Annotated in this window: 17 protein-coding genes; 10 read left to right on the forward strand and 7 right to left on the reverse strand. The window is 69.5% G+C overall.

The genetic code is table 11. The annotated features are described in order from the left end of the window. Nucleotides 1-5 precede the first annotated feature (5 nt). The 3 genes from FZ983_RS22530 to FZ983_RS22540 all read left to right on the forward strand — a co-directional run bounded on the left by FZ983_RS22530 (nucleotide 6) and on the right by FZ983_RS22540 (nucleotide 3,361). Nucleotides 6-1,247, forward strand: coding sequence for a Zn-dependent hydrolase (locus FZ983_RS22530; RefSeq protein WP_149225720.1), 1,242 nt, complete (start codon nucleotides 6-8; stop codon nucleotides 1,245-1,247). A gap of 156 nt (nucleotides 1,248-1,403) precedes the next feature. After that, entirely contained in the window at nucleotides 1,404-2,456 is a 1,053-nt protein-coding gene (locus FZ983_RS22535) for a histone deacetylase family protein (RefSeq protein ID WP_149225721.1), read from the forward strand. After that, nucleotides 2,453-3,361, forward strand: a complete 909-nt coding sequence (locus FZ983_RS22540) for a DMT family transporter (protein WP_149225722.1) — start codon at nucleotides 2,453-2,455, stop codon at nucleotides 3,359-3,361. Before FZ983_RS22535 ends, FZ983_RS22540 begins: the two co-directional genes overlap by 4 nt. Nucleotides 3,362-3,377: 16 nt before the next feature. Here FZ983_RS22540 and FZ983_RS22545 read toward each other — a convergent pair whose 3' ends face one another. Next, entirely contained in the window at nucleotides 3,378-4,403 is a 1,026-nt protein-coding gene (locus FZ983_RS22545) for a hypothetical protein (RefSeq protein WP_149225723.1), read from the reverse strand. 200 nt (nucleotides 4,404-4,603) lie between these two features. On the opposite strand from FZ983_RS22545, the gene FZ983_RS22550 reads away from it, so the two are divergent. Then, the gene (locus FZ983_RS22550; RefSeq protein ID WP_149225724.1) at nucleotides 4,604-5,932 is read left to right on the forward strand and encodes a GH1 family beta-glucosidase; all 1,329 of its coding nucleotides are present in this window, start codon (nucleotides 4,604-4,606) and stop codon (nucleotides 5,930-5,932) included. On the opposite strand, the gene FZ983_RS22555 is transcribed toward FZ983_RS22550, so the two are convergent. Next, nucleotides 5,865-6,665: a hypothetical protein gene (locus FZ983_RS22555; RefSeq protein WP_149225725.1), complete on the reverse strand. Its 801-nt coding sequence runs from the start codon at nucleotides 6,663-6,665 to the stop codon at nucleotides 5,865-5,867. The genes FZ983_RS22550 and FZ983_RS22555 overlap by 68 nt on opposite strands. A gap of 216 nt (nucleotides 6,666-6,881) precedes the next feature. Between FZ983_RS22555 and FZ983_RS34250 the strand changes: the two genes are divergently transcribed. From FZ983_RS34250 to FZ983_RS22575, 5 genes are all read left to right on the forward strand, one after another. Continuing rightward, nucleotides 6,882-7,049 carry a hypothetical protein gene (locus FZ983_RS34250; protein ID WP_188092454.1) on the forward strand — a complete coding sequence of 56 codons (168 nt, stop codon included), beginning with the start codon at nucleotides 6,882-6,884 and terminating at the stop codon, nucleotides 7,047-7,049. Nucleotides 7,050-7,134: 85 nt separating this feature from the next. Continuing rightward, nucleotides 7,135-7,716, forward strand: a complete 582-nt coding sequence (locus FZ983_RS22560; protein WP_149225726.1) for a hypothetical protein — start codon at nucleotides 7,135-7,137, stop codon at nucleotides 7,714-7,716. 99 nt (nucleotides 7,717-7,815) lie between these two features. Further along, nucleotides 7,816-8,067: a type II toxin-antitoxin system RelE/ParE family toxin gene (locus tag FZ983_RS22565; protein WP_052710194.1), complete on the forward strand. Its 252-nt coding sequence runs from the start codon at nucleotides 7,816-7,818 to the stop codon at nucleotides 8,065-8,067. Beyond that, nucleotides 8,064-8,444 (forward strand): helix-turn-helix transcriptional regulator, encoded by a 381-nt coding sequence (locus FZ983_RS22570; protein ID WP_149225727.1) that lies wholly within the window; start codon nucleotides 8,064-8,066, stop codon nucleotides 8,442-8,444. Before FZ983_RS22565 ends, FZ983_RS22570 begins: the two co-directional genes overlap by 4 nt. A 225-nt stretch (nucleotides 8,445-8,669) precedes the next feature. After that, nucleotides 8,670-12,185, forward strand: a complete 3,516-nt coding sequence (locus FZ983_RS22575) for an indolepyruvate ferredoxin oxidoreductase family protein (protein ID WP_149225728.1) — start codon at nucleotides 8,670-8,672, stop codon at nucleotides 12,183-12,185. A 7-nt stretch (nucleotides 12,186-12,192) separates the two neighbouring features. Here FZ983_RS22575 and bcsN read toward each other — a convergent pair whose 3' ends face one another. The 5 genes from bcsN to bcsA are packed head-to-tail and all read right to left on the reverse strand — an operon-like array spanning nucleotide 12,193 to nucleotide 20,568. After that, complete coding sequence (gene bcsN, locus FZ983_RS22580) at nucleotides 12,193-12,876, reverse strand: cellulose biosynthesis protein BcsN (protein ID WP_149225729.1); 684 nt, start codon at nucleotides 12,874-12,876, stop codon at nucleotides 12,193-12,195. Between the two features lie 10 nt (nucleotides 12,877-12,886). Next, a complete protein-coding gene (locus FZ983_RS22585; protein WP_149225730.1) occupies nucleotides 12,887-14,710 on the reverse strand; it encodes a hypothetical protein in 1,824 nt (607 codons plus the stop codon). Further along, nucleotides 14,707-15,768, reverse strand: coding sequence for a glycosyl hydrolase family 8 (locus tag FZ983_RS22590; protein WP_149225731.1), 1,062 nt, complete (start codon nucleotides 15,766-15,768; stop codon nucleotides 14,707-14,709). Before FZ983_RS22590 ends, FZ983_RS22585 begins: the two co-directional genes overlap by 4 nt. After that, complete coding sequence (locus FZ983_RS22595; protein ID WP_149225732.1) at nucleotides 15,765-18,278, reverse strand: cellulose biosynthesis cyclic di-GMP-binding regulatory protein BcsB; 2,514 nt, start codon at nucleotides 18,276-18,278, stop codon at nucleotides 15,765-15,767. Before FZ983_RS22595 ends, FZ983_RS22590 begins: the two co-directional genes overlap by 4 nt. 4 nt (nucleotides 18,279-18,282) lie before the next feature. Next, nucleotides 18,283-20,568, reverse strand: a complete 2,286-nt coding sequence (bcsA, locus tag FZ983_RS22600; protein WP_149225733.1) for a UDP-forming cellulose synthase catalytic subunit — start codon at nucleotides 20,566-20,568, stop codon at nucleotides 18,283-18,285. A 322-nt stretch (nucleotides 20,569-20,890) separates the two neighbouring features. Between bcsA and FZ983_RS22605 the strand changes: the two genes are divergently transcribed. Next, entirely contained in the window at nucleotides 20,891-21,784 is an 894-nt protein-coding gene (locus tag FZ983_RS22605) for an AEC family transporter (RefSeq protein WP_149225734.1), read from the forward strand. Nucleotide 21,785 lies beyond the last annotated feature (1 nt).

Here is a 21,785-nt window from a genome sequence, read left to right on the forward strand (position 1 = left end):
CCACCATGCCCCTGCCCTCCAACCTGCCGATCAACGCCGACCGCTTGTGGGACAGCCTCGCCGAGATGGCGAAGATCGGCGCCACCGCGAAGGGCGGCAGCTGCCGCCTCGCCCTTTCGGACGAGGACAAGGCCGGCCGCGACCTGTTCGTCTCCTGGTGCGAGGCCGCCGGCTGCACCGTCAGCGTCGACCGCATCGGCAACATCTTCGCCCGCCGCAAGGGCCGCGACGCCGGCCTGCCCCCGGTGGTGATGGGCAGCCATCTCGACACCCAGCCGACCGGCGGCCGCTTCGACGGCGTGTTCGGCGTGCTAGCGGCGCTGGAGGTGGTGCGCTCGCTGAACGACCGCGGGGTGGAAACCCTGCACCCGGTCGAGGTCGCGGTGTGGACCAACGAGGAAGGCTCGCGCTTCTCGCCGCCGATGATGGGATCGGGCGTCGTCACCGGCGTCTTCACGCTTGAGGAGATCCTCGACAAGGTGGCGCAGGACGGCGCGCGGCTCGGCGACGAGTTGGTCCGCACCGGCTATGCCGGCGAGGCTTCTGTCGATCACCCGATGCATGCCTATCTGGAGGCCCACATCGAACAGGGTCCGGTGCTGGAGGTCGAGGGCAAGGAGATCGGCGTCGTCACCGGCGCCCAGGGCCAGCGCTGGTACGAGGTGACGGTGACGGGGGTGGAGGCGCATGCCGGCCCGACGCCGATGCGCCTGCGCCGCGACGCGCTGGTGGCCGCCTCGGCCATGGTGCAGGCGGTGCAGCGGGTCGGGCTGGAGACGGCGGGCGACCCGTGCGCCACCGTCGGCATCCTCGACGTCCACCCGCACTCGCGCAACGTCATCCCCGGCCGGGTCTTCTTCACCGTCGACCTGCGCCATCCGAACGCCGACACGCTGGCCGACATGGACAGGCGCTTCCGCGCCGCCGTCGCCGAGATCGCCGAGCAGCAGGGGGTGAGCGCGGAGATCGCCGATTTCTGGCACTTCCCGCCGACGCCCTTCGCCAAGCCGCTGGTCGATAGGGTGCGCGACGCCGCCGCCGGTTTCGGCTTCAGCCACCGCGACATCGTGTCGGGCGCCGGCCATGACGCGGTGTATGTGGCGGGCAAGGTGCCGACGGCGATGATCTTCATCCCCTGCGAGGACGGCATCAGCCACAACGAGGTCGAGAACATCTCCCCCGCCGACGGCGCCCGCGGTGCCGCCGTGCTGTTCGAAACGCTGGTCGCCACGGCTGGCAGGCCGTAACGGCGCAAGTTGCTATTGCCCCCTCCCTAACCCTCCCCCGCTTCGCGGGAGAGGGAACTGCCGCAGCCTTACCCTCCACCGCCAAAGGCGGGGGAGGGAGGGACCCGCGAAGCGGAAGGGAGGGGGCACCACCTCAGCACGTCCCGGAGTCCCCCCATGAAGTTCGTCCATCACCCCGACGCCGCCCTGCACCGCCCCGCCACCTACTTCAACAAGGGCCTGCTGCGCGCCCTGCCGGAGAAGCCGGAGCGGCTCGGCGCGCTGGCCTCGCTGGTCGAGAAGCGCGGGGAGCAGCTGATCCGCCCCGACGATTACGGCTCCGCCCCGCGCGCCGCGGTCCACACGCCGGCCTATCTCGCCTTCCTGGAGACCGCCCATGCCCGCTGGGTGGCGAAGGGCGACATGGGCGACGTGGTGCTGCCCAACGTGCACCGGATGCAGGCCGCCCCCAACTATCCCACCTGCATCGTCGGGCAGGCCGGCTGGCACATGTTCGACACCGCCTGCCCCATCGGCGAGGGCACCTGGGCCGCCACCTGCGCCGCGACCAACGCCGCCATCCATGCGGCCAAGCTGGTCGCCACCGGGGCGGACCGGTCGGCCTACGCGCTGTGCCGGCCACCGGGGCACCATGCCACCCGCGATATGGCCGGCGGCTTCTGCTACCTCAACCATGTCGCGGTCGCGGCGGAATCGGTGCTGCCGATCCTGCGCGCCCAGGGCCGGGCGGCGCGGGTGGCGATCATCGACGTGGACGTCCATCACGGCAACGGCACCCAGGACATCTTCTATGACCGCGACGACGTGTTCTTCGTCTCGGTCCATGCCGACCCGGCGGAGTTCTATCCGCACATGGCGGGCTTCGCGCAGGAGCGCGGAACCGGCCGCGGCGAGGGGTACAACCTGAACCTGCCGCTGCCCATCGGCAGCGACGAGGCGACGGTACTGGCGACCATCGGCAAGGGGCTGGAGGCGATCCGCCGCTTCGGGCCGGACATGCTGTTCGTCTCGCTGGGCTTCGACACCTTCATCGACGATCCGCTGGCCGCCTTCGGCGTCACCACGCCGGGCTTCGCCCGCATGGGCGCGCTGCTCGCCGCCGCGGACATGCCGACCGTGCTGGTGCAGGAGGGCGGATACGCCATCGACGCGCTGTCGGCCAACCTGTCCAGCTTCCTGGATGGGTTCGAAGGCAAGACAGCGGCATGACCGCCATCGCCGCCAGCGGGGCCGGCCGCGATCCGGTCAAGTATCTGCTGATCCTCACCATCAGCCTGTTCTGGGGCCTGAACTGGCCGGCGGTGAAGACGATCCTGACGCAGATGCCGATCTTCAGCCTGCGCGCCATCGGCTTCACCGCCGGGGCGGTGCTGCTGCTGGGGGCGGCGCGGCTGGCCGGGCACCGGCTGCGGGTGGAGCGGGCGGAATGGCCGGCGCTGGCGGCGGCGGGGCTGTGCAATGTGCTGGTCTTCAACCTGTGCACGGCGCTGGGCCAGAGCCTGATGGCGACCTCGCAGGCGGCGATCATCGCCTTCACCATGCCGGTGTGGGCGACGTTGCTGGCGATCCCGCTGCTGGGCGAGCGGCCGGGGGCGCGGCAGGTCGTCGGGCTGGCCTGCGGGCTGGCCGGGCTGATGGTCCTGCTGGGGCCGGAGGCGCTGACGGCGCCGCCGTCGCAGCTGACCGGCCCGGCTGTGATGCTGGTGTCGGCGCTGGCCTGGGCGCTGGGCACCATCGTGATGAAGCGGCGGGTCTGGCGCAGCAACCCGATGGTCATCACCGGCTGGCAGTATGTGCTGTGCGCCCCGCCGATGATCCTGCTGGCGGCGACGGAGACGAGGCCGGCCCTGGCCGACATCCACCCCGAGGTGTGGGCCGGCTTCGCCTGGCACATCGTCTGTTCGATCTGCGCGGCGCAGGCGCTGTGGTACGTCACCGTCCGCCGGCTGACGGTGGGAGAGGCGGCGGTCAGCACCCTGCTGATCCCGGTGGTCGGGGTCGGCGGGGCGGTGCTGCTGCTGGGCGAGCCGATGACGCTGCGGCTGGCGGCGGCGCTGGTGCTGATCCTCGCCGCCGTCGCCTGCGTGCTGGCGGTGAGGCCCGCCCGGCGCTGACTTCCCCTCCCCTGCCTTACTCCTCGGTGAGGCGGCGGCAGCGCCGCTTCATCATCGCCAGCGCCTCGTCGGCGCGGGCGCCGGAGAGGTCGAAGGTCCGTTCGTCCAGCAGCACGCCGTCGGAGTTGTAGGCGCGCACCTGCATCCCCTCCGGCGACTGGGCGACCGACAGGTCGAGGATGCCGTCACCGGTCTCGTTGCCGGCGATGTCGAGGAAGTCGTTGACCTCGTCGAAGTTGGCCTCGATGTCGTCCGGCCAGACGCCTTCGGCGGTGAAGTCCAGCAGGTCGTTCAGCCCGCCGACCGGCTCGCAGCGCTTCACCCGCGGGTCGGCGGCCCCGACCGCCTCGGCGAAGGCGGCCATCGACTGGCGGATGCGCTCCTGCTCGATCGGGTCGATCTCCAGCTCCTGCCCGTCATCGGCGAAGCCGAGATTCAGCGGATCGGGCATGCCCTCCCCTTCCGGCTCCGCGTCCTCCTCGATCACCAGACCGACGACGCCGACCAGCCGGGTGCCGGTGTCGTCGGCGGCGGCCAGCAGATCCTGTTCGCGGGCGAAGCTCTCCGCCTCCTCCGGCGAGGAGATCAGGCGGCGCAGAAGGGTGCGGCGGTCGGCGGCCTCCAGGTAGGACAGCGGCTCCGGATCCAGCCACAGCGGCAGAAGCCGCATGTCGGCGGCCTTTTCCAGCAGCCCGGCCGAATCGAGCGCCTCCTCGATCACGCCCACCGGCGGCGGCGCGTCCAGACGCCCGTCCACCTCCAGCACCAGCCAGAACAGGGTGGAGAGCGTCGGGTCGCCATGCTCGTCGGTGCCCTGCGCGGTCTCCGAGAAGGCTTCGACCTCGTCCATGAAGTCGTAGCCTTCCTCCTCGCGCAGCTTGCCCAGCGCCGCTTCGATCACACCCTGGCGGTTGGCGTCCAGCACCTCGTCCAGCAGGGCGCCGAAGCGCTCGTCGTTGTTGCGCCACAGCCGGACCAGCCGGTCGGCCGGCGTTCCGCTGAACTGGCCGCCCTTGCCGTTGACCCCGTCCTTTTTCGCCATGATGCGCCCGTTCCTTTCTGAATCGCTCGTCCGGTCGGCGAGACCATAGGAGCGGCGCGCCATCCTGTCGACCGCGATATGGTGACGGACCATCCGCCGGAAGGTGGTGCCGCCCGACGGCCGGTGCAGCGACGATTGGCCCCTTCCACCCGGACGGGAAAGGGGTAGGATCCGATCATCCATCTTTCGGGTGACCCGCCATGGCCGAACGTCCGGTTTTTCCCAAAGACTTCCTGTGGGGTGCCTCCACCTCCGCCTACCAGATCGAGGGCGGGGCCGAGGCCGACGGGCGGGCGCCCAGCATCTGGGACAGCTTCTGCAAGCTGAAGGGACGGGTGGACAACGGCGAGAGCGGCGACGTCGCCTGCGACCATTACCACCGGATGCCGGAGGATGTGGAGCTGATGGCGGCGCTGGGGCTGCAGGCCTACCGCTTCTCCGTCTCCTGGCCGCGGGTGCTGCCGCGCGGGCGCGGGGCGCCGAACGAGATGGGGCTGGATTTCTACGACCGGCTGATCGACCGGCTGCTGGAAAGGAACATCGAGCCCTGGCTGTGCCTGTATCACTGGGACCTGCCGCAGGCCTTGCAGGACATGGGCGGCTGGACCACCCGTGACAGTGCCGGCTGGTTCGCCGATTATGCGGCGCTCTGCGCCCGGCGCTATGGCGACCGGGTGAAGCGCTGGGCCACCTTCAACGAGTTCTCGGTCTTCACCCTGTTCGGCTGGGCCTTCGGCTGGGGGGCGCCGAGCATCGCCGACCGCGCCAGCCACCTGAAGACGATCCACCACGTCAACCTCGCCCATGGCGCCGGGGTGGAGGTGCTGCGCGCCCTGGTGCCGAATGCCTCCATCGGCGCGGTGCACAGCGTCCAGCCGATGCGGCCCGAAACCAGCCGGCCGGAGGATGTCGAGGCCGCCGCCCTGTTCGACGAGCATTGGAACCGCGCCTTCCCCGACGCCCAGCTGCGGGCCCACTATCCGCGCCGCATCGCCGAGGCCATCGAGCCCTATGTGCAGCCCGGCGACATGGCGCGCATCGCCCGGCCGCTGGACTGGTTCGGGCTGAACCACTACGCCCCGGTCTATGGCCGCAAGGACGACAGCCTGATCTGGGGCTTCGGATTCGGATCGCCGCCGGCGGGGATGAAGCGGACGGCCATCGACTGGCCCTATGACCCCGGCTGTTTCCGCGACACGCTGATCGACCTGACCCGCCGCTACCGCCTGCCGATCTATGTGACGGAGAACGGATACGGCACCAAGGCGGCGGAGGCACCCGACGCGGAGGGGCGTGTGGTGGATGCCGAGCGGCTGGCCTACCTCCAGGCCTACATCGCCGCGATGGCGGAGGCGAAGGCACGGGGGGCCGACGTGCGGGGATATTTCGTCTGGTCGCTGCTGGACAATTTCGAATGGGGCGGCGGGTACGGCACGCGGTTCGGCATCGTCCATGTCGATTTCACGACGCAAGCGCGGACCCCGAAGGAGTCGGCGCGCTGGTATTCGGAGCTGATCCGAGGCGGCTGACGCGGCGCCGCCCGCCCGTCTTGGCCGGCGGGGCGGCGGCGGATGGAACAGTGTGGAACGGATTTCGCGCGCTGTTCCATCCGTTCACCGGCGCCGGGGCGGGATCGGGGAGCGCAGCGGCGACCGGCTCCACGGGCCGCGGGCGGGGACGGTCGCCGCCGGGGCCCGCGGGCGTCGGGGGCGGAGCGGCCGGCTCGGGCTGCGGCGGCGATGAGGGCCGAGGGGGCGGCTGAGAGGGCGGCTGTGGCGGCGATTGCGGGGCCGGCGTTGCCGCCGGTTCCGGGGACGGGGCGGGCCGGTCGGGCTGGCGGGCGCGCGCCGCCGGTCTGGCCTGGGCGTCGAGCCCGGCGAACAGGCCAAGCCGTTCGGCCAGCCAGCGCACCGTCTTCGGATCGCCCATCGACACCAGCCGCTCGATCTGTTCCGCCACCAGGGTGCGGATCGAGGCAAGGCGCAGGTCCGCCTCCCGGTTCAACGCCTGCCGTTCCCACCAGACCCTGTGACGGAAATCATTGGATCCGTAATAGGCCCGCCACAGGGTGGTACGGCTGCATCCCATGGCGCGGGCGACGTAGAGGAAGGAACTGCCGCGCGCCAGCATGCCGGCGGCCATGATCCATTGTTCCTCGTGGAACTGCGATCCGGGAACCAGCGAGCCGTCGGCGGGGACCGGCGGCTCCTCCGCCCAGCAGGGGAAATGGTCGTCGGCGAGGGTGCGGCTGTCGAGCGGCATGGCGGGGCTCCGCGGGTGGATGGGACCAGCGGGGGAGGATATAGGAATTTTTTCTGGTTGAGAGGTTCTTTTGCGCAACGGGTCGTTTTTGACGCCACCTGAACGCAGGTAAGCCACGCCATGCATCGCTGTGGTTCACACCGTACCAAATGAAGTGATAAAATCGTTGTGCCATACAACCGTGCCGCTGATGGGTTTTGGCACTCTAAGGCACCCATGCTGCTCGATTATGCCCGCGTCTCCACCCAAGATCATCTCCTTGAACCCCAACTCGACGCCTTAAAGGCCTATGGAATTGATGTGGAAGGAATCTATACGGGCAAGGCAACGTTTGCATATTTCGCCGCGGCATCCACTGGTCATGCTGCCACTATGCCAGTTTAGGAAGGGCTCTGATCCGAGCGGTCGTAAAAAGGGGCGACCAGGGTCCAGAAAATATCCGTTGTATTGAAAGAGGAAAATTACAAACATGCCGAATTCTCGATCGGATTTTATCTATCGCGGCACCCGCATTATTGCGGCACCCCTTAAGGGAAAGCCGACGGCCCGAGCATTCCTTGGGAAAAAGTGCATCGCGGAAGCCGCCGCCGCGGACCTTTCATCTGCTATTGCCTCCGTTCAAGAATTGATTGATCAGAAAATCCGAAATCGGTTTGATGGTGTCCCAGCCGCAGAAGATTATGAGCACGCATTTTCAGCAATAAGCCAGGATATTGGAAAAGGGCAGTTGGCAATGCTTAAGGCACATTGTGCCGCGCGGGCAGGTGATACCTTGGACAACTTTCCAGATCGGACCGTGACAGCCGAGCAGTTAGCGGAGGCCGCCGGGTATTCTGGATATGAGGCCGCAAATCTCCAGTATGGTTTGCTCGGGCGCCGAGTCGCGGAATTGCTCGACTACCAACCGCCTTTTTCAGATGAACGAGGCGAGCCGGTGTGGACGATGGCTCTCGCGACAGGTGTACGATCAGCTGGCGGCCGTGGGCTTTGGATCTGGACGCTCCGGCCGGAAGTAGCTGTAGCAGTGCAGCGTCTTGGATGGGACGTATAATGAACGGCCGATGTTACTGGCAACCGTCACGGAAAGAAGTGGTTCGCCATTAGCGAATAGCAGCTTGACGGCTAATTCGCTATAAGCGATCATAACCGCATGAAGCTCGTGATCGAAGCCACTGCGCTGAAGGTTCTGCTCCGCATGCCAAAGGGCGATGCGGCCGGGCTGCGGGACAAGCTGAAGACCTTCGCCGCCGCCCCTTATGACCCGCATCCCTGGGCGAAGGCGTTTGGCGGCGGGCAAGGCCGCATTCGCCACGGCGACTGGCGGGCCGTCTACCAGATCGACGGCGATGCGCTGTTGGTCACGGTGCTGAAGGTAGGGAACCGCAAGGAGGTCTATCGATGAACGCTCTGCCCATCACGCCGATTGCCGAGACGGCCGACAGCGTCACCCTCAGCCGGGCCGACTTCGAGGCCCTGGCCGATCTGGTGACGGACGCCCAGGACTTGGCCGACGCCGAAACCGTAAAGGCGCGGCTCGCTGCGGGGGAGACGGAGGCGTTTCCGTTCGAGGTCGCGGAGCGCATCCTTGATGGGGAGCATCCTGTTGCGGTGCTCCGCGAGCATCGCGGCCTCACGGCCCGCGGACTGGCGGAAGCCGCCGGCGTGGCTCCGTCCTACCTGTCCGAGATTGAGAACGGGAAAAAGCCCGGCAGCTTCGACGCGATGGCCCGCATCGCCGGCGCGCTCCAGGTGCCGCTGGATCTGCTGGTCCGCCACTGAACGGCTGTCGCGAAGGGGAGCGCATTTGTCCATCTGACAAGTCTCACTCCCTCCCCCCCCTTCTTCGTCACTCCTCCGCTCACCCGACGCAAAAATTTCGCTCACCACCCTAACAATCCGCAACAGGATTTTCCGGACACCCCCGTTCCGCACCCAACCCGCAAAATCATTTGCCTGCAAAGGGCGCACACTCGTTCCAACGAAGGATAATCGAGGGAACGAGACATGGACGGCATGCCGACGGGCCTGCGGGCGGAGCGCGATCCCGGCCGGGCTCCTGACCGGATCGACCGCAGCTATCGCCTGGACGACCGCTACAGCCGCGCCGGGGGGCAGGTCCACCTGTCGGGGACGCAGGCGCTGGTCCGGCTGCTGCTGCTCCAGGCGGAGAGCGACCGGCGGGCCGGGCTGAACACGGCGGGATTCGTCAGCGGCTATCGCGGGTCGCCGCTGGGCGGGCTGGATCAGGCGCTGTGGCAGGCGCGCTCGCATCTGGACGCCCATGCCATCCGCTTCGTCCCCGGCGTGAACGAGGATCTGGGCGCCACCGCCGTCATGGGGACACAGCAGGTCGAATCCTCGGGCGAGGGCACCGTCGATGGCGTGTTCGGCATGTGGTACGGCAAGGGGCCGGGGGTGGACCGCTCCGGCGACGTGCTGAAACATGCCAACGCCTATGGCAGCTCGCCGCGCGGCGGGGTGCTGGCGGTGGCCGGCGACGACCATGGCTGCGTGTCGTCCAGCATGCCGCACCAGAGCGACCTCGCCATGATCGCATGGTCGATGCCGGTGCTGAACCCGGCGGGCATCCGCGACTATCTGGAGTTCGGGTTGTACGGCTATGCCCTGTCGCGCTTCTCCGGCGCCTGGGTCGGGTTCAAGGCGATCTCGGAATCGGTGGAAAGCTCGGGCACGGTGCGGATTCCGGCGCTGGAGGGCGGCTTCCTGCCGGTGGAGTTCGATCCGCCGCCGGGGGGGCTGCATTACCGCTGGCCCGACCTGCCCAGCCTCGCCATCGAGGAAAGGTTGGCCGCCAAGGTGGCGGCGGTGAAGGCCTTCGCCCGCGTCAACCGCATCGACCGGACGGTGCTGGGCGGCAACTCCGGCCGGGGCGGCTGGCTGCGCATCGTCACCACCGGCAAGGCGCATCTCGATCTGATGGAGGCGCTTCGGCTGCTCGGCATCGGGCCGGCGGAGGCGGAGCGGATCGGGCTGTCGGTCCACAAGATCGGACTGTCCTGGCCGCTGGAGCCGGACTTCGCGCTCGCCGCCGCCCGCGGCGCCGACGAGGTGCTGGTGGTGGAGGAGAAGGCGCCGGTCGTCGAGGGGCAGCTGAAGGACCTGCTGTTCCACCTGCCGGCCGGGGAGAGGCCGCGCGCCGTGGTCGGCAAGACCGACGAGTTCGGCGCGCCGCTGCTGCCCGCCACCGGGGAGCTGCGGCCCTGGATCGTCGCCAAGGCGCTGGTGGAGCGCATCCGCCACCGCTTTCCGGAGCGGGATTTTTCCGGGAGGCTGGCGGAGCTGCTGCCGGGGGAGGCTCCGGCCGCCCCTGCCCTGCCGCGCACGCCCTATTTCTGCTCCGGCTGTCCGCACAACAGCTCGACCAAGGTGCCCGACGGCAGCAAGGCGATGGCCGGCATCGGCTGCCACTTCATGGCGTCGTGGATGGACCGCGACACGGTGGGGCTGAGCCAGATGGGCGGCGAGGGCGTCAGCTGGATCGGGCAGGCGCCGTTCAGCAAGCGGCCGCACATCTTCCAGAATCTGGGCGAGGGCACCTATTTCCATTCCGGCCTGCTGGCGATCCGGCAGGCGGTGGCCGCCAAGATCAACATCACCTACAAGATCCTGTTCAACGATGCCGTCGCCATGACCGGCGGCCAGCCGGTGGACGGCCCGATCTCCGTCGATGCCATCACCCGCCAGCTGGCGGCGGAGGGCATCACCCGCATCGCCGTGGTCAGCGACGCGCCGGAGAAATACGACAGCCGGTCCGGGCTGGCCCCCTTCACGACGGTGCATCACCGCGAGGAACTCGACGCCGTGCAGCGCGAGATGCGCGAGATTCCCGGCGTCACGGCCATCGTCTATGAGCAGACCTGCGCGGCGGAGAAGCGGCGGCGGCGCAAGCGCGGCACCATGGCCGACCCGGCGCGGCGGATGGTCATCAACGATCTTGTCTGCGAAGGCTGCGGCGATTGCGGCAAGAAATCGAACTGCCTGTCGGTGCAGCCGAAACAGACCGAATTCGGGGTGAAGCGGCAGATCGACCAGTCCAGCTGCAACAAGGATTATTCCTGCGCCGACGGCTTCTGCCCCAGCTTCGTGTCGGTGGTGGGCGGAAGCCTGCGCAAGCCGGAGCCGGACAGGGTCGCCGCGCGCTTCGCCGACGATTTGGCGGCGCTGCCGCTGCCGCGCTATGGCGTTGATGAGGATCTGGCGGAGATCCTGATCGTCGGGGTCGGCGGGACCGGTGTCGTCACCATCGGCGCGGTGCTGGCGATGGCGGCGCATCTGGAGGGCAAGGCGTCCTCGGTGCTGGACTTCATGGGCTTCGCGCAGAAGGGCGGCGCGGTCTACAGCTATCTGCGGGTGGCGGGGGATGCGGCGCTGCTCCATCAGGCGCGGATCGACCCGAAGCGGGCGCAGCTGGTGCTGGCCTGCGACACGGTGGTCGCGGCCTCGCCCGACGCGCTGAAGACGGTGCGGCTGGGGCGGACGCGGGTGGTGGCCAACGCCCATGTGGCGCCGACCGGGGCCTTCACCCGCGACGGCGCCAAGCTGCCGGATGCGGGGGCGCTGCTGCGGAGCTTGCGCCGGGCGGCGGGGGCCGAGCAGGTCGAGGTGGTGGACGCCAACCGGGTGGTCACCGCGCTGTTCGGCGACAGCATCCTCGCCAACGTCTTCCTGATGGGCGTCGCCTTCCAGAAGGGGCTGCTGCCGGTCGGGCTGGAGGCGCTGACCCGCGCCATCGAGCTGAACGGCACCGGCGTCGCCGCCAACCTGCGCGCCTTCGCCTTCGGCCGCCTCGCCGCCCACCGGCCGGAGGTTCTGGCGGGTCTGGGGGCGGAGGAGGAGGCGCCGGCTACTGACCTTGCAGGCATCGTGGAGCGGCGGGCGGCCTTCCTGGCCGACTATCAGGACCGGGCCTATGCCGGGCGCTACCGCGCGCTGGTGGAGCGGGCTCGGCAGGCGGAGGACCGCGTGGCGCCGGGGTCGACCGCGCTGGCCGAGGCGGTGGCGCGCAGCGCCTTCAAGCTGATGGCCTACAAGGACGAGTATGAGGTCGCCCGGCTGCACAGCGATCCGGCTTTCCGCAAAAGCCTGACGGAGCGGTTCGAGGGGGATTGGAAGCCGGTCTTCCACCTCGCCCCTCCCCTGCTGTCGCGCGACACCAACGGCTATGGCGAGCCGCGCAAGATGGCGCTCGGCGCCTGGATCCTGCCGGTGTTCCGCGGGCTGGCGGCTTGCAAACGGCTGCGCGGCACGGCGCTCGACCCGTTCGGCTACACGGCGGAGCGGAAGATGGAACGCGCGCTGATCGCCCGCTATGAGGCGACGGTGGCGGAGATCGTGGAGCGGCTGTCGGCGGAGAGGCTCGCCACCGCGGTGGAACTGGCCGCCCTGCCGCAGGAGATCCGCGGCTTCGGGCCGGTGAAGCAACGGGCGTGGGAGGCGATTGAGCCTCGCTGGCGGGCGCTGGAGGAGCGGCTGCGGCAGGGCCACGCACGGGCGGCGTGAGCCTCTCCTACAGGCCGCCCAAATCCTGCACCTCGAGCACCGTTTCCGGCAGGGTCAGCGTCATCGCCTCGAACGGGGCCAGCAGGGCGCGGATGTTGGAGCCGACGCCGCAGACCCGGTAGTCCAGCCGGATCGCCTCGATCCGCTCCGGCAGCGTGCGCTTGTGGTCGGTGATCAGCTGCCACGCCAGCACGCAGCTGTTCTCCCCGTCCTGGGCGGTCACGTAGTCGTAGTCGCCGTAACGGTTGCGGCGGGCGCCGTCGGCGACCTTGATGCGCATGTCCGGGAACTCGCGCTTGGTCGTCTCGGTCAGCGTCTCCATGGTGTAGAGCGGGACCGGGAAGACGCGCGGCGGCTGGACCAGGGCGCCGAACAGGCTGTCGGGCAGGGTCTGCACGTCCACCGTCAGCCGGTTCTCGCCCGGCAGCACCGTGGGGTTGCCCAGCGCCACGACGTAGCTCTTGTAGACGGTGCCGGTGTCGCGCATGCGGGCGGCGACGATGGGGAAGTCGCGGCTGTCCGGCAGGGTCACCGGCAGCGCCGTGGGCTGGATGCGGCGCCAGGGGGTCGGAGCCTGGGTCAGGTTGTCGCGCACCCAGCCGGCGCAGCCCGAGGTCAGCAGGGTGACGGCGGCCAGCGCCGCCAGCAGGAGGGCGCGGACCTTCGCAGTCTTGGGCGGAGTCTCGGGCATCGGGGCTCCCTTACCAGTCATGGTAAATCGTCTTCCAGGTGATGGTGACGCCTTCGCGCGATTCCTCGGTGCTCAGCCGGTCGTCGATGGCCTTGAACTGATCATAGGCCTCGTCGTAGCGCATCAGGTTGTAGAGCGCCCAGCCGCGCAGGATGCCGAGATTGCGCGGTTCCGGCTCCAGCTGCTTGCGGGCGTCGAGCAGGCGCAGCACGTCGTTGTAGCGCTTGTCCTCCAGCGCCCGGTTCGCCTCCGTCGCCATCAGGGAGGCGCGGATTTCCGCCTTCTGCGCCGCCGTCATGTTCGCGCGCGGCAGGTCGCGGGTCAGGCCGGCCACGTCGCCGGTCGCCAGACGGGCGATGGCCTGCCCGTAGGCGTTCTCCTGCGCCAGTGTCGCCGACTGCGGCAGGCCGCCGGCCGACGGGGTGCGCGGCACCGCGGCGCCGGCCGATGCACCGCCGGCGGACGCGCCACCCTTGGCGGGCTCGCGCGCGGCCAGCACCTGCGCCTCGGCGAAGGCGGCCTCGGCTTCCGACGGGCGCTTCAGCTCCAGCAGGCACCAGCCCCGCTGCTGCAGCAGCGCGGCGGTCGGGCCGCTCTTGGCGATGGAGGCGCGGATGATGGCGATGCAGGCGGCATAATCCTGGCGGGCCAGCGCCCGGTCCAGCTCGCTCGGCCCCTGCGGACCGCCACGGCCGCCGCCGGCCGGCCCGCGTGGCGGATCCACCGCCTTCAGCGCCTGATCGACGCGGTTCGACTTGCCCTTCCACGGCGCGGCGGCGGCACGGGCCTGCGCCTTCTCGCCCAGCCCGTTGTAGGCCAGCACCAGACCTTCCGCCGCCCGGTCGGACGGCGCCCAGCCATTGGCCTGGGAGAACCAGCTCTGCGCCTCCGCGAAGTTCTTCTGCTTCTGGAAGTACCAGCCGAGCGCGATGGCACCGTCGGCATCCTGCTTGTCGCGGACGATGCCCTGGACGCGCGACAGGTCGGCGGCGGAGAGGGCGCCGGCCTTGGAATTGCCCAGGCGTTCCAGCAGGCGGCCAGTTTCGAGTTCGGCCTCAGCGGTGCGGACGGTGGAGTAATCCTCACCCGTCGCCGGGTTGGCGGTGGCGCCGAGCGCCGTCAGCTCGCGCAGCCGGTCGGGGCTGAGATGGCGCGACGCCTTGAAGATGGTGTCCCGCCGCTCCTTGGCCTTGGGGCAGCTGGTGACGATGGTCTTGTAGGTGTCGAAGGCGCGGTCGGTCTGCTTCAGCTCGGCATAGGCCTCGGCGAGGCGCCAGGCGTTGTCCAGCCGGTTGCAGGCCACCGCCTCCGGGTTGGCGGCGGCGGCATCGACCACCTCCTGCCAGCGCTTGGTATCGCTGGCCGAGCGGATACGCCCGGCGCTCTCGGCAAGGTCGAGTTCCTGCAGAAGCTTGTCCGATGGCTGCCAGGAGGGCGACTTGCGCCGTTGTTCGGCGATGGCGGCGCGCGCCTCCGCCACCTTGCCGGCCGAAACCAGGTTCCAGAACGGGGTCTCGTCAATGCCGGGCGTGGTCGGCTGCGGCGCGAACAGGTCCTTGGGCGGCTCCCAGGTCGGATCGAGGGCGCGCAGGCGGGCGATCTCCGCCTCCAGCCTTTCGCCGTCGCCGATGCGGGCGTAATAGCGCAGCGCCGTCTCATCCACCTTGCCGGCGGCGGGGGCGGAGCCGCTGCCGGGAGCCGGCGCCACCTCCACCTTCACGCCGGGGGCGAGCGCGCGGCCGCCGCCATGCGACTGCGCCCAGGCATCGCTCCCGCCGCCGAGCGCGGCGATGCCGGCAAGTAGAAGGGTCGAAAGAAGGACGGGACGGGTCACGGGTCGATCCCCAGGCTCTGGGCCGCCAGCGCGGAGAGGTGGAACAGGGTGGTGGAGTAGTAATCCTCGTCGGGCGCCAGCGGCGGCACGGTCACCATGTCGCCGCCGGCTCCGGCAAGGCGGCAGGCCAGCCGGTAGACCGCCAGCATGCCGACGGAGGCCGCCACCTGCGTGGTGGTGCCGCCGGGCAGCGAGACGGTGGCGGGGACCGTCGATCCGCCGAACTTCGCCACCAGATCGGCATAGGGGCGGAAATAATAGGGATCGCGATAGCCGTCCCAGGCCAGATAGAGCGGCACGCGCACGGCGTCGTAGCCATACTGCTTCTTGAATCCATCGGCGACGGTGACGGTGCCGGCGGTGTCCAGCGCCATCCAGTCCGGCGGCAGCTGGAACCCGCCGAAGCGCGCTTTCGACAGCAGGACCAGACCGGCGTCGGTCAGCCGGCCCCAGCGCTCCCCCCCGGGCAGGGCGGCGAAGGCGCGGATGGCCGGGAAGATCCAATAGCTGGGGTTGAGGACCAGCGTGTCGCCCTTGCGGAAGCCGTCGCGCCCCGGCAGCAGGACGGTCAGCCCGGCATGCTCCACCAGCAGCCCGGCTTCCAGCGCCTTGACGATGGCGACGGCGGCGGTGCGGTAGGCCTCGGTCTTCCAAAGCTCGGCGGCGCGCAGCAGGGCCCAGGCGATCAGCATGTCGCCGTCGGATGCGTTGTTGCGGTCGGTGACGCCGCCGTCGGGCGTCCAGCGCCACGCCACCAGCCCGTCGCCGCGCACCATCAGCGTGCGTTGGGTCCAGCCCCACATCCGGTCGAAGGCGGCACGGTCGCCCGCCGCCGCCGCCAGCAGCATGCCGTAGCCCTGCCCTTCGGAATGGCTGACGCCCTTGTTGCCGGTGTCGACGATCCGCCCGTCCGGCTGCAGGAAGCGGTCCGCATAGCGCCGCCACGCCGCCGCGTCGAACGGTGCGGCGAAGGCGCCGGCCGGCAGCGCCGCCAGACCTGCAGCCGCCAATCCCAGGGATGCCGTCCCGATCAGCACGTCACGCCGCGATGGGGTCATGGCCCACTCCGTTCCTGATGTCCATGCTTCAGCAGAAGACGCATGCTGACCGTCAGCACCACCGCCGTCCCCAGCAGCAGGGCGAACAGAAGCTCGATCCGCTGCGACAGGTTGCGCGCCAGGATCAGGATCAGGTTGCCGATGTCAAAGGGGTTGAGGATGATCTGGTAGGGGTGCGACGCCTCCAGCGTGGTGACGGCCGGCGCCGCACTGCTCCACAGCGCCCCGCCGCCGCGCAGCTTGTCCCACAGCCCGGCCTCCCCCAGGCTGCGCATGGCGCGGTCGATGGAGCGCGGATCCGATGCGGTCAGCAGGGTCCAGGTCAGCGGATCGGCACCGGGCGCCCGGTATTGCAGAAGCGCCGCCTCCGGCAACTGGTCGGCGTTCTCGGTCAGGGCGACGACGTCGACCGGCGCATCCTCCACCGTCCAATGGTTGACGTAGCGTGCCGCCGCGCCCATCACGCGCCGCGCCCAGTCGGGAACCCAGCCGCCACCGGCGGACGAGGCGTCCTTGGCCTCGCCGGCCATCCGCTGCCAGCGGTTCTGGGCGCCGCCGTCGGCCGCCTGCGCCGTCCCGGTGACGCCGAAGGACGAGGGCATGGCGCCGGGCCGGACCACGCCCGGACGGGGGGTGCCGGACCAGCCGAGCCGCAGCCGGTCGACCAAAGCGCGGCGGTCGGCCGCCGCCATCGGCTCGCCCCGCGCGCTGGCTTGGGCGATCAGGGCCCCGGCCTCCAGCAGGCCGGCCAGACGGTCGGCGGGAAGGGGAGAGGAGGCGAAGACGGCTTGCGGCAGGGCCGCGACCGGGCCGACGATCAGGGCATTGTCGTCCGGCGCGCCGTCCCAGCCGGTGTAAGGCACAACCGCCATCAGGTCGCCCGCCCGCTGCGCCAGCCGGGCCGTCAGGCTCCAGGCCGCGCCGAACCAGGCGGGTTCGCGCCCGACGACCACGAGGTCGAAGGGGGCCGCCGGCTCCCCGCCGGCAAGCCCGCCATAGGGATAGGCGGTGTTGGCGAAGCCGCCCAGGCTGGGCAGCGTGACGAGCCGGGCGAAGCCGGGGATTTCGATGCTGGAGCTGTCGAGCAGGGTGAAGGTCGGGCGCCGCACCGCGAAGACGCAGTCGGTGCCGCCGGCCGGCGGCAGTTCCGCCTCGACCTCGATCACGTTGGGTCCGGGGCGGAACATCGCCATCGGCAGCGGCATCTCGCCATTGTCGATCACGCCGCTGGACCGCTTGTCGACCTCGATGGCGCCCGCCGACTTGCCGTTCACCCGGACGTTCAGGATCGCACCGGGGCCGAGGTTGCCTTCGAACGCTGCATCGATATGGAACAGGATGGCGCGGTCGCCGACCGGGGCGAAGCCGGTGGGCAGCGTCAGGGTGAAGCGGCCGGCATAGCGGTAGCCGCTGTGCTGGACGGTCTGGAAACCCAGCTCCGACAGGCGGTAGCGCCCCTCCGCCTGCACCGGCGGGTGCGGCAGCGGAGCCGGCGGGGCCGCGTCGGTGACGATCATGGCGGTCTGGGTCGGCAGCGGCCGGGAGATGTCGGCCAGCCGCATCACCGCCTGATCGACCTCCTGCTGCGTGCGGCCGGAAGCGACGGCGACGAAGGCCCCGCCACCGGGAGCGGGGAGCGGATAGACCGCCAGGAACGGGCCGGTGATGGCTGCGGCCCGCGCCTCGCCCAGCAGCGGGGCGATGCGGTCGCGGGTGCCGATCAGCACGTTCTTGCCGCCCGGCAGAGGAAGACTTTCCAGCGGCGGCGAACCGGAGGCTCCGGGCTTGGCGGCGGGCTGGGCCGGCACCGCCGCCACGCGCGGAGTCTGGTCGCCCAGCAGCAGGCCGTAGGATTGCGCCACCATGGCGCCCCAGCCGAGATGGTCGGCGTCGATCTCGCTGCCGGGATGGAGGATGGCCAGCGGTTCGCGCGCCCGGTCGGCGGCGACCAGCAGTTGCCGCATCATGGCGAGGTCGGGTTGGGGAACGCCGCCGTCCGACACCAGCGTCAGCGACGAGGCGGCGAGGTTCACCCGCGCCCACAGGTCGTAGGTGCCGCGGACCGTGCAGATGGCGCGGTGCTGTGCGTTGGTCTGGAAGACGATCTGGTTCTCGCCCGGCCGCATCAGGCTGGCCGGCAGGGTGATCGAGGCGTTGACCGGCCCGCGGAAGGCCGACAGCGGCAGGTCGGCCACCGGGGACCCGTTGATGTAGACCGACATCGCTCCTTTTTCGGGCAGGATGTCGATGCCGTTCTCGTAGGTCAGCGCCAGTACGACGGAGGTCAGGCCCACGACCGGCGGCAGGACGGCGCGCAGGGCCACCGTCTCCGTCTCGCCATGCAGGGTGACTTCCGGCTGGCCGTCGCGCAGGTTCGACAGCGGGATCACCCGCCGGTCCGCGGCGTGGGCCGGTGCCGCCCAGCCGGTCCAGAGGGCGAGGCAGAGGGACAGCAGGGCCAGAAGGCCCCGGACGGTCCGGCCGCCGATATGAATGCGAGCCTGCGCCATGGCTTTACGGAGCCTGGAAGCTCAGGATGCGCCGCAAGGCGCGCGGCAATGCTAGCAGGACATGGCCCAGCCGCGGCACCACCCGCGTGGCGAAGAACAGCAGTCCGCCGAAGAAGGTCGGGGCGGCCACGCGCTTGCGGTCGAGGAAGACATCCCAACCCACGCTGTTGCCGAAGACGAAACGCGCCATCTCCACGATGTCCTGGCGGTCGCGCGGGGCGAAACCTGCGCCGACCGCCAGTTCGCCGTTGCGCATCTCGATGCGGTAGATGCGCACGCCGGTGGTGGTCGCCGCCTCCGTCTCCGTCGCGGTGATGGTGAGGACCGGCGTCTGGTCGGGCCGGGAAATCTCCTCCCGCCATTTCGGATCGACCAGCAGGCCGACGCCGCCCGCCGACACGTCGGCGACGGTCAGGTCGATGCCGGTTCCGTCCGCGAGAGTCAGCACGGCGGGACGGTCGACGGTGAAGCGTTCCTGGCGGCGGACGCGCTTACGCTCGTAGACGACGGCGAGACCGCCCAGCGCCAGCAGGAAGCTGAGCGAACACCAGACCGCCACCGGGACGATGGCGGCGCGGTGTTCCGGGAAGATGGAATAGCGCCACGCGCAGGCGGCCAGCCCGGCGGCCAGCAGCAGCGTGGTGACGATGAAGGGCGTGGCCAGCGGGGAGAAGCCGTCCTCGTCCACCGACTGGCCCTTGGCAGTCACCTTGAAAACCGGGTCGCGCGGCCGGATCAGGGTGGCGAGCGCGGCGCGGGAGACATGGAAGGACTGGAGGTACTCGTAGAGTTCCGAGAACAGCGGCCAGCGCATCCGCCCGTGCAGGAACTGCGACAGGAAGGCGGCGGCGAAGACGTGCGGGATGACGAAGCAGGCGAAGTCCGGCAGGTTGATGCGGTAGATCTCCAGCCCGAACAGGGCGTAGCACAGCGGCGACAGCAGGAAGATCGGCCGCCAGAACCAGAAGAACCAGTACAGCATGGTGCTGGTGTAGCAGAGCCGCTGCGCGATGGTCAGGCCGCGCTTGAACAGCGGGTTCTTCAGCAGGAACAGCTGGATCATGCCCTGGGTCCAGCGCGAGCGCTGGGCGATGAAGCTGTCAAAGGTTTCCGGCTGCAGCCCGGCGATCAGCGGGCGCGGCAGGTAGACGCTGCGCCAGCCGCGCGAATGCAGCTCCAGCGCGGTCTCGCAATCCTCCGTCACCGTGTCGCCGCTGAAGCCGCCGACCTCCTCCAGCGCCGCGCGGCGCAGGATGGCGGCGGACCCGCAGAAGAAGGAGCCGTTCCAGCGGTCCAGCCCGGGCTGGATCGAGTAGTAGAACATCTCGTTCTCGCTCGGCATCCGTTCGAAGGTGCCGAGGTTGTATTCGACCGGGTCGGGATTGACGAAGAAATGCGGCGTCTGGACCAGGAACAGGCCGCTGTCCTGCTGGAAGAAACCCACCGTCGCCTTGAGGATGCCCACCGTCGGCACATGGTCGGCGTCGAGGATCAGCACGAGGTCGCCCGATGTCCTCTGGAAGGCGTGGTTGATGTTGCCGGCCTTCGCATGCTCGTTGCGCGGCCGGGTCATATAGGTGACCTGCAGCCGTTCGCACAGCGCCGTCAGCGTCTCGCGGCGCTCCTTGGCGGCGGCGGCCAGTTCGGGGTTGGCATGGGCCAGCTTCTGGTCGGTGCCGCCGTCGTCCAGCAGATAGACGTGCAGCTTGTCGCGCGGGTAGTCGATGCAGACCGCGGCGGCCAGCGTCGTCTCCAGCAGCTCCGGCTCCTCGTTGTAGGAGGGGATGTAGACGTCGACGCTGGGCCAGAAGGCGGGATCGCCCGTCGGCTCCGACGGTTCGCGGGCGACGGGATCGATGATGACGAACAGCGAGGTCAGGAACAGCACGAAGGACAGCGCTTCGGCCGCGAACAGGGTGACGCCGGGAATGAAGTTCACCAGATCGTCCACCGGCGGCAGGGTGCCGGTCAGCCGCCAGAAGAAATAGCGGAAGGTGACGAAGGCCAGCAGCAGGACGGTCAGCGTGCGGGCATGCCAGAAGCGCCGCGCGAAGCGCCCCAGCACGAAAGCCGCCGCCACGACGCCGACCGAAATCGCGGCACTGGCAAATCTTCCGACGGGTAGAGCCGCGAGCGCAAGAAACAAACCTGCCGACAGCAACAAAAGAATCCAAAGCAGAACGGAACGCAGCGAAAACCGGCGGCTGTTCTGATTCGGATGTCTTTTGATTTGCTGCGCCTTATTGTTCAGGGGTCGAACAACGGTCTTGGCGCCCGGGGAAGGTGTCATGAAGATCCGCGGAATGAGGCCATCCCACCATAGTGGGTGCCCCCTTATGGCTCAAGCTTCGTTACAAATCGTTACTCCCTCTTGATAAACATTGCGAAAATGCGATCGATTCCATGGCGTTGCATTCGGGCTACAGGCGTATGGCGGTGGGGACACGCGTTGTGGTGTCGGGTGGGCAGGCGAATCGGGTGGGTTGCGGGCGGCAATCGGTTCGTTTGCGCGGCTGCCCTGCACTGGAGCTTGGGCTTGGTCGGGCTTGGGGGGATGACGCGGGAGGGGAATGCCGTCATCGTGGCGGACCATTCACCCAGCCAGCAGTTGCATGCCCACCCTCGTCCTTCTGTCCGACGCCTTCGCCGTGCTGGCCCCCGTGTTCGTGGTGGCGGCGCTGGGTTATGGCTGGACGCGCGCGCAGCTTCCCTACGACAGCGCCTTCATCACCACCTTCGCGATCAACGTGTCGTCGCCCTGCCTGGTCTTCTCGGCGCTGACCCGGCTGCACCTGTCGGCCGACGTGATGGCGGAGATGGCGGCGGCGGCGACCGCCTGCATGGTGCTGACCGCGCTGGCGGCGGTGCCGGTGCTGTTGGCGGCGCGGCTGCCGCTGCGGGTCTATGTGCCGGCGATGGCCTTTCCCAACGCGGGAAATCTCGGGCTGCCGCTCTGCCTCTTCGCCTTCGGGGAGGCCGGGCTCAGCCTTGCCGTGCTGTTCTATGCGGTGATGTCGGTGGGGCAGTTCACGCTGGGGCCGGCGCTGGCGGCGGGACGCTTCGACCTGTGGCAGATGGCGCGCACACCGACGATCTACGCGGTGGCGCTCGCCGTGGCGATCCAGCTGGCCGGGCTTCCCCTGCCCGCCTGGATCGGCAACACGACGACTCTGCTGGGCAACTGCGCGGTGCCGCTGATGCTGTTCTCGCTGGGGGTGGCGCTGTCGAAGCTGCGGCTGTCGGGAGCGGTGCGGGCGCTGTCGATGTCGGCCTTCCGGCTGGCGGCCGGTTTCGCCATGGGGCTGCTGGTGGTGTGGGCGATGGGGTTGACCGGGACCGCGCGCGGCGTGGTGCTGGTGCAGAGTTCCATGCCGGTGGCGGTCTTCAACTATCTTTGGGCCCTGCGCTACGGCAATTCGCCGGAGGATGTGGCGGGTATGGTGCTGGGCTCCACCGCCATGGCCTTCGTGGCGCTGCCGGCGCTTCTGATGGTGGTGATGCAATAGA

Source organism: Azospirillum sp. B21, assembly GCF_008364825.1.
Taxonomy (GTDB): Bacteria; Pseudomonadota; Alphaproteobacteria; order Azospirillales; family Azospirillaceae; genus Azospirillum.